Source organism: Psychrobacter sp. 1Y11 (assembly GCF_052259045.1).
Lineage (GTDB): Bacteria > Pseudomonadota > Gammaproteobacteria > Pseudomonadales > Moraxellaceae > Psychrobacter.
In genome coordinates this window covers 250,453-265,571 of record NZ_JBQQER010000003.1, presented here as the reverse complement: position 1 = coordinate 265,571, position 15,119 = coordinate 250,453, and the positions used below count along the sequence as shown (strand labels likewise).

The following is a 15,119-nucleotide window of genomic DNA, read 5'->3' as shown; positions in this document are numbered from 1 at the left end:
TCATCTCGCTATTCATAAGGTGAATTCCAATGACCTATTATGAAAGCAAAAGGGCAAAAGCTAAAGTGAGAAAAGCGTGGTTGCGACAACAGTTGACGTCTCTTTTTTTAGGCTATCGATCTTTATTGTTTATCACTCATGACTAATAATTCGAGCGCGCTCGCTGACTTTGATATCCCCACAAAGACAGTAGTGATACTAGAACCGCGCCTAGTAGCATCAGCCCCAAAGTTGTCAGCCACTGCGCGCCAGTAGGGTAGTGCCAAGGCGCGACATTATGAATCGCATCGCTATTGAGCGTACCGAGCGCATCCACTTTCCACGGCCAAACCTTGACTAAGGAGCCGGCGATAAAGCCTGTTAGCAAAGCCAAAGTCGCTTGATAATACTTTGATAATAGCCACTTGAGCAGACGGGTAAAAAATAGCAACCCCGTCAGCATTCCTGCCATTAAGGTAAAAATAACCGTCAAATTAAAAGTGTCTACCGCTTCTAACACGGCATCATAAGCGCCCATGAGCAATAGGATAAACGAGCCTGAAATACCGGGCAGAATCATCGCACAAATGGCAATCGCTCCGGCAAAAAATAAATATGGCAAGCTTGGAGTGGCTGAGGATATTGGTAAATTACTAATGACGACCGCAACGAGCAATCCTGCGATAAACAAGCTTGCGCGCGCAGCCGTCCAGCGTTTGATCTCGCTCAGTAATATCACTACGGTCGCGATAACTAAGCCAAAGAAAAACGACCAAATTAGCAAAGGCTGATTATCCAATAAGTACTTAATCATCCCGGCTAAAGTGGCAAAGCTAGTAACGATACCTAATAGCAAGAACAATAAAAAAGTCGCATCAACTTGTCGCCAAACCGCAAGCAAGCCTTTTATGCCACCATCAGTACGAAACACTTGCCACAGGCTAGGCCCAATACTACCAAGCGCGTTAATAAGACGCTGATAAATACCCGCGATCAAAGCAATAGTACCGCCAGACACTCCTGGTACGATATCAGCGGCGCCCATTGCCATACCTTTTATGTAGACACCAATGTACTGTTTAGAGTGATCTGACTTACTAAGGGAGGAGGTGTTAGGTTGATGAACGGGCGGCGCATCTGGCCGCGGTGAGGGTGATGTCATTATTGACATTCCTTATAACAATGAAACAGTTAGAGAGGATTTATAAGCTTATAGGCGCAACCTTTAGCGTCCGAGGTACTGTGGTCTACCAAAACGCTAATAGCGCTGAGCTAAGGCAATAATATTAGCCCAGCGTGCTTAGCTTAACGGACGATAAAGGAGTTTGTCGCATTTTATGCTTAGCTGACTGGGGAAGCCGGCGTTAATTCGGGATAGCCAAGCGCATAAAGTACGCCTTCTAGTCCGGTGACATTGACCGCGGCGTCAGCGCGAGCTTGGACGATAGGCTTGGCATTATAGGCGACTCCTAAATCGGCAAGCGCCATCATCGGTAAGTCATTAGCGCCATCACCCACGCAGACCACTTGCGACATCTCGATACCTAAGTGCTCAGCGGTATGTTTGACGATCGCTGCCTTTTTATCCCCATTGACGATAGGCAGTTGAATATGCCCCGTGACTTCGCCTTCTTCTATATCCAAAAAATTGGCATGCACTTCATCGATGCCTAATTGTTCAGCGATATAATCGGCAAAGTAAGTAAAGCCGCCCGAGACTAATACGGTATGATAGCCCAAAGCTTTTAACGCGGTGATAGTGGTACGAGCGCCGGTAGAGATCGTCAGACGCGCACAGATCTCATCGAGCGCCGTCGTTGGAATGCCTTCGAGTAAAGCCACCCGTCTGACAAAGGATTCATCAAAATCAATCTCACCGCGCATAGCGGCTTCAGTAATCGCTTCAACTTCTGCACCGATGCCTGCGGTTTTGGCCAGCTCAACGATGACCTCTTGCTCAATGAGAGTGGAGTCCATGTCAAAACAAGCTAGCTTATGCGTGCGTAGCATATGACCGATAGACAAGATATGACAGTCGACTAAATTATCGCTATCTAGGCTCGGATTGACTGTATTATCAGTGCTTTGATAATCAGTATAGTGCTTAGCCAAATCATGACGCAGACGGGTAGTCAGCTGATCGTCGATAATGTGCGCAGCGGCCACCTTCTTGGCCGGATGCATTAAGGCATTAGTCACGGGTACTAGCAGATAGCGGAACACTTGTGCGGGGACAAAGGCCGCTTGGTTGTTGGCGTGTGTATGGTCAGTAGCAGCTGAGTCGCTCGTAGCAATATTAACATCAATTTCAATAAAGCTTGCCTCAGCATCCTCGGCTACCGTGACCAAATGCCAGTTTGGCTGCTCATCAACCCAAGATTGCACATAGTTATGAATATCTAGCGCTGGCACATGGGCGGGGAGCACCACAATCAAAGCAAAGACGGGTAGCGATTGCAAAGCATCAAAGTCAGTCAAGCTAGTGCCACTAGGCAGCAGCGCGGCAACAGAATCGACGGCTTGTTGCCATGCTTTGCTGTCTTTTGGTAACGAGTAAGGCGTATTTTTTGGCATGGCTAAATTGTCCCTTGTATGCGCAGATAAGATTAGGAATAATAACAGCTTTAGTACGCTAAGCCTATATGTGAGGCACAAACTATCTAGCAAGCGAAAAGCGTCATGGCAGACGCAAAGTGACTGCTTGCGCTAGATAATTCTCTAAACTGCCGACAGCAGGATTAGTGAATACTTAGGCTTAAACCCTAGAGTATTAAATTTATTATAGGCATAAACTATGATAGCCATGATGATGATATAGTAGCTATTAAGCCTGTTAGCGTTCAGCGATAAAACTCGCTTGCCAAGCACAAGTTAGCTTATCTATAGAGCAGTTAGCCGCTAATTGACAATATGATTTTCCCAAAAACGATCGATAGTGTCGTTTTTCACTCTTTCTTATAAAAAAGTTTACTCTACCATGACTTATTTAGCGCCGCGGCAAGGATTGTTTGCCATCATTATCTTGATCAGTTTTTGTTTGCAAACCTTACTGTTAGTCATTAGTACTGATCAGCAATTAAGTAACAGCCGTCAGCTAAAAGGCGAGCAGATGGTCGCTCAGCTTATCGATGAGGCTCGCTTATCTTTAGAAAACCAAGACCGTGTCAGCCTGAGCGTTATTGCCAATCGCTATACGAGTGAGCAAGACGTCACGCGACTGGTTATTAAGGATAATAACGATGAGGTGCTAGTGCCCGTAGGCAATGCGCCTATGCAACAAGGCAATACTATTAGCCAAATAGCGACTAATGGCGATGCGGTTATCGGTAGCGTGGCGCTAACCCTAAAGGATATCAGCAAGGGTGAGATTATCACTATGCAGTGGCCCTTTGTGATTGGCTCGATGATTTTGCATTTGCTGCTGTTATTGGTTTATAGCTATGTTGCACGGCCGACAAAAGAGCAGATCAGCGCGCTAAGCCAAGACATAGAAGATGTGCATCGTGAGCAATATGCGCGCCGAGCGCAGGCTCATAGTCGTTATCCCGAGGAGATCAGTCAGCAGAGCGAGACTGATGCTAGTGCGCAAGCAGCGCCTCAAGACAGCGCCGGTGCGCCAATGGATACCAAAGCCGCCCCAGTCAATACGGCAACGATTCATAGTGAGTTGAACGCTTATCTTAAATCCCAGCAGTCAGCCGATAATCAATCAGCTGACAATCACAGTGCCGCTCAAGGTAATGACAGCGCTGAGCAGACCACCATGAGTGCGGCTATAGCGCAAGCGGAGCGCGAAACTGATGCCACCGAAAATAGCACAACCGATAGCGTAAGCGCCCCAGGATATCATGCTGCTAAGCCTGCTCCGCAGAGCTCTAGACTGTCCTCTTCTCGCGCCCTTGGGACGATAAGTGTACATATCACCTTTCATGATGAGTACAATATGCTCGAGCGCTTGGCGCCAGAAACGCGTATGCCTTATCTAGCCTTGTGCACACAGCTACTGCAACAAGCCTTGACTGAACTGCTAAAACAGCCTTTATTATTGGGCATTAGCGCGGTCAATAAGCCGTATTTTGATGAAAATGGCGCCTTAGCGGTGCTTAAAGCAGATAATAGCCACGCAAAAGTGGCGCTAGCAGGAGTGATGCTAGGCAAGCTGTATTTGATGCTCAATAAGATTATCCATGATAAGCATATTGAGCTGTCTCGCTTCGCGCTACCGGCCAAAATAGGCGTTAGTGATGAAGCGCAAGTGGAGGCAATGACCCAACTGCTCGCCAGCGTCGGAAAAAAAGAGCAAATGCTTATATTATTACCTCACGCGGGCCTAAAACAAATCGGTAGCTACGTGCAGGTACAAAGTGTCAAGCGCCCAACCACCGTCTATGAGCGTGAATGTGCGATATTTGACGGGGGGAATGATGCTATGATGCAGCGCTTAGCCGATGTGCGCAACTCAGTGCTAATGACAGAAAGTGAAGCCTAAATAGCTTAGATAATAGAGAGCGTTATGAAGATAAAATGCGCTTAATGACGAAAAGCATTGACAAGACCCTTTAGAGACTTTATAAGGCATATATAAAGTGAATGATTTTGAATTTTTGGTACAAATAATAGGAGTTTGTCATGAGTGATCCTGATATTGATGATTTTGATGATGAATTTGCCGATGACGATGATGCAAAGATGGTAGAAGAGGCAGAGACTAGTGTACGTACGCGCCTTAGCAGTTTAGAGAAGCGTCGTCTCATTGATAATTTATTAGAAGAAAAGCGTCTAGCAAAAGCCTTAAAAGACGACTTAGCAGATGATAATGACGATGATCTCGATGACGATTGGGATGCCGACTGGGATGACGACGAAGAGCTCTAGCTCTCAACGTCTTTATGCCCTTTTGCCAAAAAGGGCAACACACTTAGCTGAAATAATATATTTGCTAATCGTGTTAAGCTAACACATCCCAATCTAGTACATCCTAATCTAAAAGTAGTCTTAAAATTTGCCAACCTAACAATAAGGAAGCGCCTCATGAGTAGCGACCCATTGAGCTTTGATCAATTACTAGATTTTTTGGACAATCAAGAGAGCCTATATGTGCTCGATAGTATCGCTACCCATGGGTTTTTGACTGCTACGGTGATCGGTCGCCCCCTGCCAAATTGGTTAGAGTCACTATTCGAAGGTCAAGCTGACAAACTACCAGAAAACGTGGTAGATGGCGTAAAACGGTGGCGTCAGGCTATCCTTGCTGAGCTCAAAAATGAGCAGCCAATCGAGCTACCATTTGATGAAGATACAGAGCATGAAGACACTGCGATGGACTTCTCTGAAGAGTCAGATATCGTCGCTTGGTCGATAGGATTTGTCGATGCGATGTATGCTGATGACGCTGAGGACTGGTTTGAGAACGAAGAGACTGCTGAGGATGTCGCTGTCTTAACTTTGCCTATGATCGTATTCAGCGGCATCGATGATGAGGATGAGGAGCTGGTACAAATGCGCAGTGATGACAATAAAATGGCACAAATGGCTAACAGTATTGAAGGTAACTTGACTGAGCTATTTTTGTTATTTCATACCGACGATTAATTTTGAGTCACAAGCAATACATCAATACTGCATAGATGTTTTTAATGAGTCAATGACTAACAGGGCCATACCATGAGCGTGCAACTCTCCAATATTGAGCACTTACCCGGCTATCGTATTACTGAGCGCTTAGATGTCGTCTATGGCAGTACCGTACGCTCAAAGCATGTCGGCAAAGATCTATTTGCAGGTCTAAAAAACATCGTTGGCGGCGAGCTGACGGCTTATACTGAGCTGTTAGAGGAGTCGCGACAAGAAGCGATAGATCGTATGGTAGTCAAAGCAGAGGCTATAGGAGCCGATGCTATCGTAGGCCTGCGTTTTTCGACTTCTAGTATTGCCCAAGGAGCCTCTGAGCTTTTTGTCTATGGCACGGCGGTCAAGGCAGTACCCGCAGAGCAGCCATTACCAAATCAGTATCCTAGCGATACTGGTTATCAGTCTTATCAGACTCCTAATAACCAAGCTTCTAATAATCAGGAGCAGCCAACGTCTGCCAACCCTCCAGCAGATGACTTGCCTCGATTTAATCCTTTTGGTGAGTAGTGCCTTTTCACCAAGCTAAACCATACCGCTAAATCAAGCCGTTAAGCGCTTAGACCTTTTTATCACTAGAGACGGGTTATGAATAACTCTTTAACGCAGATGTTGATCAACTATGCACCGCTTATTATTTTATTTATAGTAGGGTGGTTCTTTGGTGCGCGCCATGAGCGTCAGCATTTAGGTCGTTTATCGGTAGCAGAAAAAGAGCTGAGCCATATTATCGTTTCAAGCGAGCGTTTTTATCGTCCCAAGTTACAAGTTGATAGTGAAGGGGAGCTAGTACTGGGCAGCGTTGTCATCGCTCAAGACTACTTCAAAATGGTCATTGCCAAAGTGCTTAGCTTATTTGGCAAAAACCTCACCACGTACGAGACTTTGTTGGATCGCGCTCGCCGTGAAGCGCTCGTGCGTATGCGCGCGCAAGCGCATAGCAAAGGCTGCAATCATATCTATGGGCTGCGGCTTGAAGTCAGTAACATCAACCAGCTTGGCAGTATGGTCGAAGCTATCGCTTATGGCACCGCGGTCATTAGCTTTGACAATTCTCAAACCTCGCTACCACCATCTACTAGTTCGCTGTAAACAAGGTTTCAAACTCGTTTAAACCACCCTTCCTTTACTACCTCTTAGGTATCCCTTATGAAAAATATATTGGCATTTAGTGTACTTTTGGGCGCCTCTATAGGGCTTGTCGCTTGTGGTGACGATGATTCGTCCTTTAACACGGTAATAGCGCCTGATAAACCAGACGATCACGCTACTGAAATAGCGTATTCAAAGATAGCGCTTGGCTTTAGCGAGGGTTTAGCATACTCAGAGCGCTCAGATATAGTCCTTCGTGATGGACAAATTCAAACCACGTCTAAGATCTTTAAAGGCGTTAATAATAGCCCTAATTTATCATTTCCTTATACTTATATTGCGTCCAACTATTACCGAGCATTTGAAGCTACTGATGAAGAGTTTAAGGCGCTTATTAGTCCGACATTGAAGGTGTTAACGCCTACCTCCTACTCATACACTTTAGATTCTTTGACAAATAATAAGTCATTAACGCTTAACCCTAGTTTAAAAGCATACGATATATCGGGTATAACTACAGCCGACGAAGAACGTTTTTTTACCCCGCTATCGCTTTATGAGCTCAATAACGCCCAGTTTCCAGCTAACTCAATTTGTTATACCGAGAGTGTTGAGAAGGTAAGCTTTCCTGTCTTTAAAGTTGGATTCGCATTTTTTAATGAAAATACTATCGAGGAGTGGCTAGACCAAGCTAATGCCATAAACTCAAATCAGTATGATTATGAAATAGTACAAGTTGGTGAAGACAATCAACACCGTGCCATACGATTAGTAGACCCTAGCAACTATAAAGGTGAGGTGGGCTATGAAGCAGCTGTAGAGATTGATGGTAGTGTTTATACCGCTGATTATATTGTCGACGGTTATCGCCAATATACAGGTGCTGATAGCAGTAGTGTCAATTGTACTTATTTTAATGAGGTAGCCGCCGATTATTTAGAAAACCAAATTTTAATGGAAGATTAACTGGCTCAGCCTCTTAAAGGAGTACACGAGACTGATAAGAGGCAAAGTATAAGAAATGCTTAGCCACTTTTATTGCTATGTTATTAGCAGCGATACTAGCCTTAATTCAAACACAAAAGCCCAATGTTGACTGGAGAGTAGTGCAATTAGCATAGTTGATAACGAGATAACCTCGCTATACTAATTTGCCGTCTTTATTTTTATGGTTTGTTTAGAGGGTTTTATTACGGCTACTAGCATTCGATAAAAACGGTGAAATTTGTAGCGAACCATTGCGGTAGTAGCCTAAAGGTACAGTGAAAATATCAGCAGTAATCGTTGATAGCCTTAGTAAAATTTTTTTTATTTAATCTTGCGCCATGGATTAGGTGGAGGAATTAAAATTATTAACACATAACCTTATTGGTTATGTCTACATGGATGTAGTTATGGATAGTCTTCAACTAGTTACCTTTGTCAATTCAGTCGTTATTCCGATCTGTTTATTCTTGATCATGATGGGTATGGGCTTGACCCTAGTCGTAAACGATTTTAAACGAGTGGTAAAATTTCCTAAAGCAGTAAGTATAGGGTTAGCCAATCAGTTAATTATGCTACCGCTTATCGGCTTTGCCCTTGCCAATATTATGCCGCTGCGTCCTGAATATGCAGTAGGGGTAATGCTATTAGTCTTATGCCCAGGCGGAACCACTTCTAATCTATTTACATTTTTAGCCAAAGGCGATGTGGCACTCTCGGTGACGATGACTGCTATCGCTAGCGTCATTACGGTCTTCACTATCCCAGTTGTACTGAGTTATTCGCTTATTCACTTTATGGGCGCAGGCAGTGAGTTTCAGTTGCCTATCGTCAAAACCATGATTTCACTGTTTGTCATTACTATCTTGCCTATCAGCATTGGCATGCTAATAAAGCGCTATAAACCTAAATTAGCCGATAGCTCGCAAGTGCTTGTCTCCAGATTTGGAGTCACGTTTTTGGCGATGTTAGTAGTGTTTTTGAGCTATGTGCAAAGAGATATCATCGTTGAAGCTTTTGTTAATACCGGTCCGGTTTCGTTGATTCTCAATCTAGTTACTATGGCGCTCGGCTACTTCTCTAGTAAGCTGCTGGGTTTAAACTTAGCACAAAGAACTTCGATTACGATGGAGGTTGGCCTACAAAACAGTACGCTATCGATATTTATGGCGCTGACACTATTGTCTAACTATGATATGTCGATGACACCGGCTATCTATACGCTGATTATGTTCTTTACCGCCGGTATCTTAGTTAAAGTATTCAGTGGTAAGGCCAGAAAAGAGCAAGCGGCTTATGCTTAATTAGTAAAATAAATAAAGTTTATTTACAGTCGCTCGTACAGAAAACCCCATAGTTAACTTCTATTACGAAGCTAGCTATGGGGTTTTTGGTGGTTTGTGCGGAATAAAAACATTTCAACACAAAAACTTTTAGTCATTTTTTAACGCTCGCGACCGTTAAGCCTTGCTAACTTATTAGACTTATCCTCAGCGCTTTCTTCTCGAACTTTAGCCACATCGAACAAGAAAGTCCGGTTTTTAAGTACCGCCACAAACACCACACCACCTACGGTGTTACCAGCTAATACGACGAATAAAAACAGCATATAATTGGCGAGGGTGACGTAGCTACCATACATCAAAGCGGCGAAAACCTCGATATTACCAACGATACTGTGATGCAGTCCCAAAAAGCCAATGCTACCGGTGATAAGTGTCACCAAGACAATACGGCTAAGAGTGTCGCGCGCAGAGGTCACAAGCCAAGCGGCGATACCCATCATCCAGCCGGCGAGTACCGCGCTGCCAAATATCACCCACCATTTAAAGCCCAATACGTGCTCGGCATAAGCATCGATATTAGCAACGGTAAATAAGCCCATATTGAGACCTAAGCCAATCATCAACGCAGCAAACAGGCAGCCGCCGACAACATTACCCGCGATGACGATGCCCCATAGCCGCAATAACTTATGCAAAGGTTCAATCTTGTTAAGTACCGGTAAGCTCAGTAGAGAGGTTTGCTCAGTGAACAGCAAGGATTGACCAATAACCACGATAATAAAGCCAATGGGGTAGAGGAGTGAGGCTAGAACCATCGCGTATTTATTCGGCATAAAGTCGCCAATCAACGTAAAGGCCGACAAGATGACAAAAAAGCTAATGCCAATCTCAAGGCCTGCGGTAAAGGCGCTGGTGAATAATGAGCCTAATGAGCGACCAAAAGTTTCTTTGGCATCGATGAACTGCTCAACTAAGATACTCGCTGAGCTTTTGGCTTTACTTAAATTATCGTCGCTGGCGACCTTTTTTATGGTCTCTTTTTCTTCGTCGGAGAATTCTTCTGGGAAGTCCTCGTCCGTTAGGTTTTCGGTGACATCACTACTAGACTCGCTATCGGCTTGTTGCGAGTCCTCTTTGTCATTATTAGCTTCGCTATCATTAGCATTGTTTTCGCTAGTTTCTAGATCCTCTTTATCACTCGCTACCGAATCAGAGTCAATATTAGAAACAGGCTTAGAAACATAGTCAGAATCGGTACTTTGCCCTTGCACATCTTGCTGACTTTGAGTATCAGAAGTGTCGTTTGGTACATTCTGTGTTTTATCGTCATTTTGAGGCACGGCAGGCTCGCTATTTTTTGTGTTTAGTAACAATATTTTTAATATTCTTAAATTTTAATATTTCAGTATCAAGCAGTCGCTGTGAAAGTACTATACTCCATTATATTTAGCATTAGGCGGATTGCTGTTGTTGATTGTTTAATGAGAATTAATAATAGCGCTGAAATCTGCGCTGATAAATCACCTTAACGCTAACAAAAACTAGCTATCTGCGTTAAAATCACTCTATTCGTGATTAACCTTATATTTATATCTATATTTTTTACCTTCATTATTAATAAAAGACCAGGCCCTTATGAGCAATCCTAATTCTAACACCAATCTAACCCAGTCTATCCAAGCCGCACTAAGCCAATTAGAGAACGCCTATAATCCGAGCGCAGTAGAAGCGGGTATGTATCAAGGCTGGGAAGAGAGCGGCTACTTTCAGCCAACTTTTGATAAAGACGACTCCTTCTCCATCGCTTTGCCGCCGCCAAATGTCACCGGCTCCCTGCATATGGGTCACGGCTTTAATAACGCTATCATGGATGCGCTCACGCGTTTCCATCGTATGGATGGCGACAATACTTTATGGCAGCCAGGTACCGATCACGCCGGTATTGCTACACAAATGGTGGTAGAGCGTCGACTCAATGCCGAGGGCATTAAGCGCCATGATTTAGGTCGTGAAGAATTCATCAATAAAGTTTGGGAATGGAAAGCCGAATCGGGCGATAATATCACTACCCAGATTCGCAGGCTTGGCAGCTCAGTCGATTGGTCGCGCGAGCGCTTTACCATGGATGATGGTCTGTCTAACGCGGTGAAAGAAGTGTTTGTGCGTCTGTTTGATGAAGGGCTTATTTATCGTGGTAAGCGTTTGGTCAATTGGGATCCTAAATTTCAAACAGCGCTTTCTGATTTAGAAGTCGAAAACCACGACGAGAAAGGCAACCTTTGGCATTTTCGTTATCACTTCACTGATAAAGACGTGCGCACGCAAGACGGCAAAGACTATCTGGTTGTCGCCACCACCCGCCCTGAGACGCTACTTGGTGATACCGCTGTCGCGGTCAATCCTAGCGATGAGCGTTACGCGCACTTAGTCGGTAAGACCATTACCTTGCCGATTACCGGCCGCGTCGTACCTATCGTCGCCGACGATTATGTCGAAAGCGACTTTGGCACCGGCTGTGTGAAAATCACCCCTGCGCATGACTTCAATGACTATGAACTCGGCCGCCGTCATAACTTACCGCTGATCAATGTGCTCGACGCCCATGCCAATATCTTGGCTGAGATGGAAGTCTATCCTGATCTGCAAACTCGGGAGCCTAATCTAGAAACAACGCCAAGCGATCATGAGGGCAATGCTTATGCAGGCCTTGAGCGCTTCACTGCCCGTATCAAGATGGTGGCACAAGCACAAGAAGAGGGCTGGCTTGATAGCATTGAAGACTACGAGCTAAAAGCGCCACGTGGCGATCGTAGTGGCGTCATCGTTGAGCCGTGGCTGACTGATCAATGGTATGTCGCGGTGAATAAACTTGCGGGACCTGCTATTGACGCGGTCGAGAATGGCGATATCGAATTCGTCCCCGCACAATATAAAAACATGTATATGGCGTGGATGACCGATTTGCAGGACTGGTGCATCAGTCGTCAGCTGTGGTGGGGACATCGTATCCCTGCGTGGTATGACGATGCGACTGGTGAAATCTATGTCGCCCGCGATGAGGCCGAAGTACGCAGCAAGTATAATCTAAGCGACGACGTAAAACTGCGCCAAGATGATGATGTGCTCGACACGTGGTTTAGCTCAGGTCTATGGACGTTTAGTACGCTTGGCTGGGCTGATCCGTCTGCCGATAAAAAAGTGCTTGAGACTTTCCACCCGACTAGCGTCTTGGTCACCGGCTTTGACATTATATTCTTTTGGGTGGCGCGGATGATTATGCTGACCATGCACTTTGTGAAGAATGACGATGGCAGCCCGCAAGTACCGTTCAAAACCGTTTATGTGCATGGACTGGTCCGTGATGGCCAAGGACAGAAGATGTCTAAGTCCAAAGGGAACGTGCTAGATCCTATCGATATCATAGATGGGATTGATTTAGAGACGTTAGTAGAAAAACGCACTAGCAATATGATGAATCCAAAAGACGCCGCCAAAATTGAAAAGCAAACGCGTAAAGAGTTCCCTGACGGCATCGCCGCTTATGGTACGGACGCGCTGCGTTTTACCTTTACCTCACTTGCTAGTACCGGTCGTGATATCAACTTTGATCTCAAGCGTGTTGAGGGCTATCGCAACTTCTGTAATAAGATCTGGAACGCCAGCCGTTTTGTGCTAATGAACTGTGTCGATAAAGAGGGAAGCGCGCTGCCTATCGATCAAAACGCCAAGCCAGAGGTCTGGGAGCTACCCGAAAAGTGGATCATGAGCCGACTAAACTCGAGCATCAAAAATATCCATCAGCACTTTAACCAGTATCGCCTAGATATGGTCAGCCATGATATCTATGAGTTTATCTGGAACGAGTACTGCGACTGGTACGTTGAGCTTGCCAAAGCCAGTCTCAATGATGACTCAGTATCGGACGAGCGTAAAGCACAAATCCGCTACGTGCTGCTGCATGTGCTTGAGAGCTCCATGCGCTTCACCCATCCGATTATGCCGTATCTGACCGAAGAGATCTGGCAGACTATCGCGCCGCTATTAGACCGTAAGACCACGGACAGCATCGTCATCGCGGACTATCCGCAAACCGATAGTGCGCTTATTAGCGAGCAAGTTGAGTCTGATATGGACTGGCTACAAGAGCTCATCGCCAGCGTGCGTAATATCCGCGGCGAGATGAAACTGGGTAACGCCGTGCGCCTGCCTGTGCTACTAAAAAACATCTCCGATGAAGAAGAGCAGCGTCTATCGCGCATTGCCAATCAGTTTAAGGCACTAGCGAAAGTGGAGAGCTTAACCCTTCTAAAAGACGGCGATGAGGTGCCACTATCGTCCTCCAGTATGATTGGGCAACTACGCGTCCTTGTACCGATGAAAGGGCTGATTGACCCAACCGCTGAGCTAAAACGCCTTGATAAATCCTATGAGAAATTGCAAAAGCAAGCCGAAGGTATCTCACGTAAACTCGGCAATGAAGGCTTTGTCAGTAAAGCACCTGCGGAAGTGGTCGATGCAGAGAAAGCGAAACTGGCTGAGCTTGAAGGGCAAATTAAGGCTATGGCTGGGCAGATGGAGGAGCTTCGGGCTTTGTAGAAAAAACCATTTCAACACTGCTATCATTTTGTAATTTCAGATTATGCATATTTGCATAACACCTGTGAGGTAGCTATAAGTAATTTACAACTCACCCTTAGTATCTAAAATTCAGTTTTCAGCTTACCTAGGGCTAGGGAAAAAAACCGCTACCACATCAAGCCGTAGCGGTTTTTTTATGTTTGCATATTCATCAAATAGGTTTAATAGCTCCACGATTTCTACAGTCATCGCAGTGTAGCGAGACTAATAACCAATGCGTGCACTTGTTAGTCTTATTAATACATAATATGATTGATATAAATGATATATTGAACGCATAATTATATAAGTCTTGAGGTAGTTATGAGCTTGAACTTGTACGTCTTTTTGTGGATTGCCTTTACTTTTTTTACCTTCCTGATTACGGTCAGTAAGATAAACTCTTATAGAGCCGTCGGAAAAAGAGGAGCGGCCGAAGTTGGCCATGCTGAAAGTCACTTCGGTATTGAAAACAGCTTTTATAGAACCACGGCTTCTTGGCACGATATTATCTTTTTTCATGCCTCCGCATCGGGGCTTGCCGCCGTACTATTGATACTGGTTATTAAAGGTAAAATTCTGTTCCCGGGCACGGAGACCTTTTTTGGTATCGTCTCTCCGGTAGTGATCTTCATTATCAGTATCACGCTATTGGCTTTAGCTTTTTACTTCTTTGCCATCTCTATGCTCAAGCTTGGCACGACGCTCAGTAAGATCGAGATTAATAATAAAGAGATTAAGACATTTTATGCGATTGCGGGCGTCTTTATTTACTTCGTCATCTTCACTGTGATTGTGCTGCTATTAGTATAAGCTCCTTTTAAAATGAAGAAAAAACCACTTTGGCGTCTGCTGTAAGTGGTTTTTTTTGGTCTGATGGTTGAGACAGAGCGCTAGATATGAAACAACCACATAAAAATGCAAAAATAATATTGAGCCAGATTAGTCTTTATTGCATGATTGTCGAATTATAAAAATAGCTTTGACAATCCCATTAGCGAAACACCCATTAGCATTGATGTAATCAATATGACTGACAAAAAAGCCTTTTACTATCGTCCCAAGACCAATCAGTCTAATAGCCCAACGGTGCGCTGGACGTTTGTGATACTAGGCTGGATATTTTTTGTGCTGGGTATCATCGGCGTATTGTTACCAGTGATGCCGACCGCACCTTTTATACTCTTGGCAGCAGGGTGCTGGGCACGCAGCTCAAGACGCTTTCATTTTTGGCTGATTAATCATAAGTATTTCGGTAAGTTTGTCCGCGATTGGGAAGAGAATCATGCGGTGCCTTGGTACGCCAAATGGCTTGCGACTATCATGATGGGGTTATCTACGGCGATGCTATTTTATCGACTGCCCGATGATGTTATGTGGATGGCTTGGCTCGTCGCGATCGTCTGTACGGGCGTTGCTATCTATCTTTTCCGCTTACCAAATGCTCAATAAAACAACAAGTTAACCATGAATAATGCTTATTTGTAACCAGTTACACAAAAAGCTATATATCGCTTGCGATAGTGCGATAAG

The 15,119-nt window shown here is 44.8% G+C and carries 13 protein-coding genes; 10 read left to right on the top strand and 3 right to left on the bottom strand.

The features are described from left to right. Positions 1–142: 142 nt before the first annotated feature. Both ACTXGJ_RS04270 and serB read right to left on the bottom strand, forming a co-directional pair. The gene (locus ACTXGJ_RS04270; protein ID WP_439241849.1) at positions 143–1,141 is read right to left on the bottom strand and encodes a DUF368 domain-containing protein; all 999 of its coding nucleotides are present in this window, start codon (positions 1,139–1,141) and stop codon (positions 143–145) included. A 179-nt stretch (positions 1,142–1,320) separates the two neighbouring features. Then, positions 1,321–2,553, bottom strand: coding sequence for a phosphoserine phosphatase SerB (gene serB / locus ACTXGJ_RS04265; protein WP_439241847.1), 1,233 nt, complete (start codon positions 2,551–2,553; stop codon positions 1,321–1,323). 403 nt (positions 2,554–2,956) lie between these two features. Here serB and ACTXGJ_RS04260 point away from each other — a divergent pair, with 403 nt between their 5' ends. The 7 genes from ACTXGJ_RS04260 (at position 2,957) to ACTXGJ_RS04230 (ending at position 8,987) form a co-directional block, all read left to right on the top strand. Next, a complete protein-coding gene (locus tag ACTXGJ_RS04260; RefSeq protein ID WP_443565221.1) occupies positions 2,957–4,468 on the top strand; it encodes a hypothetical protein in 1,512 nt (503 codons plus the stop codon). A gap of 140 nt (positions 4,469–4,608) precedes the next feature. Beyond that, complete coding sequence (locus tag ACTXGJ_RS04255; protein WP_439275990.1) at positions 4,609–4,854, top strand: PA3496 family putative envelope integrity protein; 246 nt, start codon at positions 4,609–4,611, stop codon at positions 4,852–4,854. Between the two features lie 156 nt (positions 4,855–5,010). Beyond that, the gene (locus ACTXGJ_RS04250; protein WP_443565220.1) at positions 5,011–5,571 is read left to right on the top strand and encodes a UPF0149 family protein; all 561 of its coding nucleotides are present in this window, start codon (positions 5,011–5,013) and stop codon (positions 5,569–5,571) included. Between the two features lie 72 nt (positions 5,572–5,643). Then, a complete protein-coding gene (locus ACTXGJ_RS04245) occupies positions 5,644–6,117 on the top strand; it encodes a YbjQ family protein (RefSeq protein ID WP_439241839.1) in 474 nt (157 codons plus the stop codon). A gap of 78 nt (positions 6,118–6,195) precedes the next feature. Next, complete coding sequence (locus ACTXGJ_RS04240; RefSeq protein WP_443565219.1) at positions 6,196–6,699, top strand: YbjQ family protein; 504 nt, start codon at positions 6,196–6,198, stop codon at positions 6,697–6,699. 57 nt (positions 6,700–6,756) lie between these two features. Further along, positions 6,757–7,665, top strand: coding sequence for a hypothetical protein (locus ACTXGJ_RS04235; protein ID WP_443565218.1), 909 nt, complete (start codon positions 6,757–6,759; stop codon positions 7,663–7,665). A 428-nt stretch (positions 7,666–8,093) separates the two neighbouring features. Then, entirely contained in the window at positions 8,094–8,987 is an 894-nt protein-coding gene (locus tag ACTXGJ_RS04230; protein WP_439241832.1) for a bile acid:sodium symporter family protein, read from the top strand. A 140-nt stretch (positions 8,988–9,127) separates the two neighbouring features. On the opposite strand, the gene ACTXGJ_RS04225 is transcribed toward ACTXGJ_RS04230, so the two are convergent. After that, positions 9,128–10,309: a formate/nitrite transporter family protein gene (locus ACTXGJ_RS04225; RefSeq protein ID WP_443565217.1), complete on the bottom strand. Its 1,182-nt coding sequence runs from the start codon at positions 10,307–10,309 to the stop codon at positions 9,128–9,130. A 295-nt stretch (positions 10,310–10,604) separates the two neighbouring features. On the opposite strand from ACTXGJ_RS04225, the gene ACTXGJ_RS04220 reads away from it, so the two are divergent. From ACTXGJ_RS04220 to ACTXGJ_RS04210, 3 genes are all read left to right on the top strand, one after another. Continuing rightward, on the top strand, positions 10,605–13,565 hold the full coding sequence (locus tag ACTXGJ_RS04220; RefSeq protein WP_443565216.1) for a valine--tRNA ligase: 2,961 nt from the start codon (positions 10,605–10,607) through the stop codon (positions 13,563–13,565). Between the two features lie 345 nt (positions 13,566–13,910). Continuing rightward, positions 13,911–14,399: a hypothetical protein gene (locus ACTXGJ_RS04215; protein WP_439241805.1), complete on the top strand. Its 489-nt coding sequence runs from the start codon at positions 13,911–13,913 to the stop codon at positions 14,397–14,399. Between the two features lie 216 nt (positions 14,400–14,615). Next, positions 14,616–15,038 carry a YbaN family protein gene (locus ACTXGJ_RS04210; RefSeq protein ID WP_439241802.1) on the top strand — a complete coding sequence of 141 codons (423 nt, stop codon included), beginning with the start codon at positions 14,616–14,618 and terminating at the stop codon, positions 15,036–15,038. Positions 15,039–15,119 lie beyond the last annotated feature (81 nt).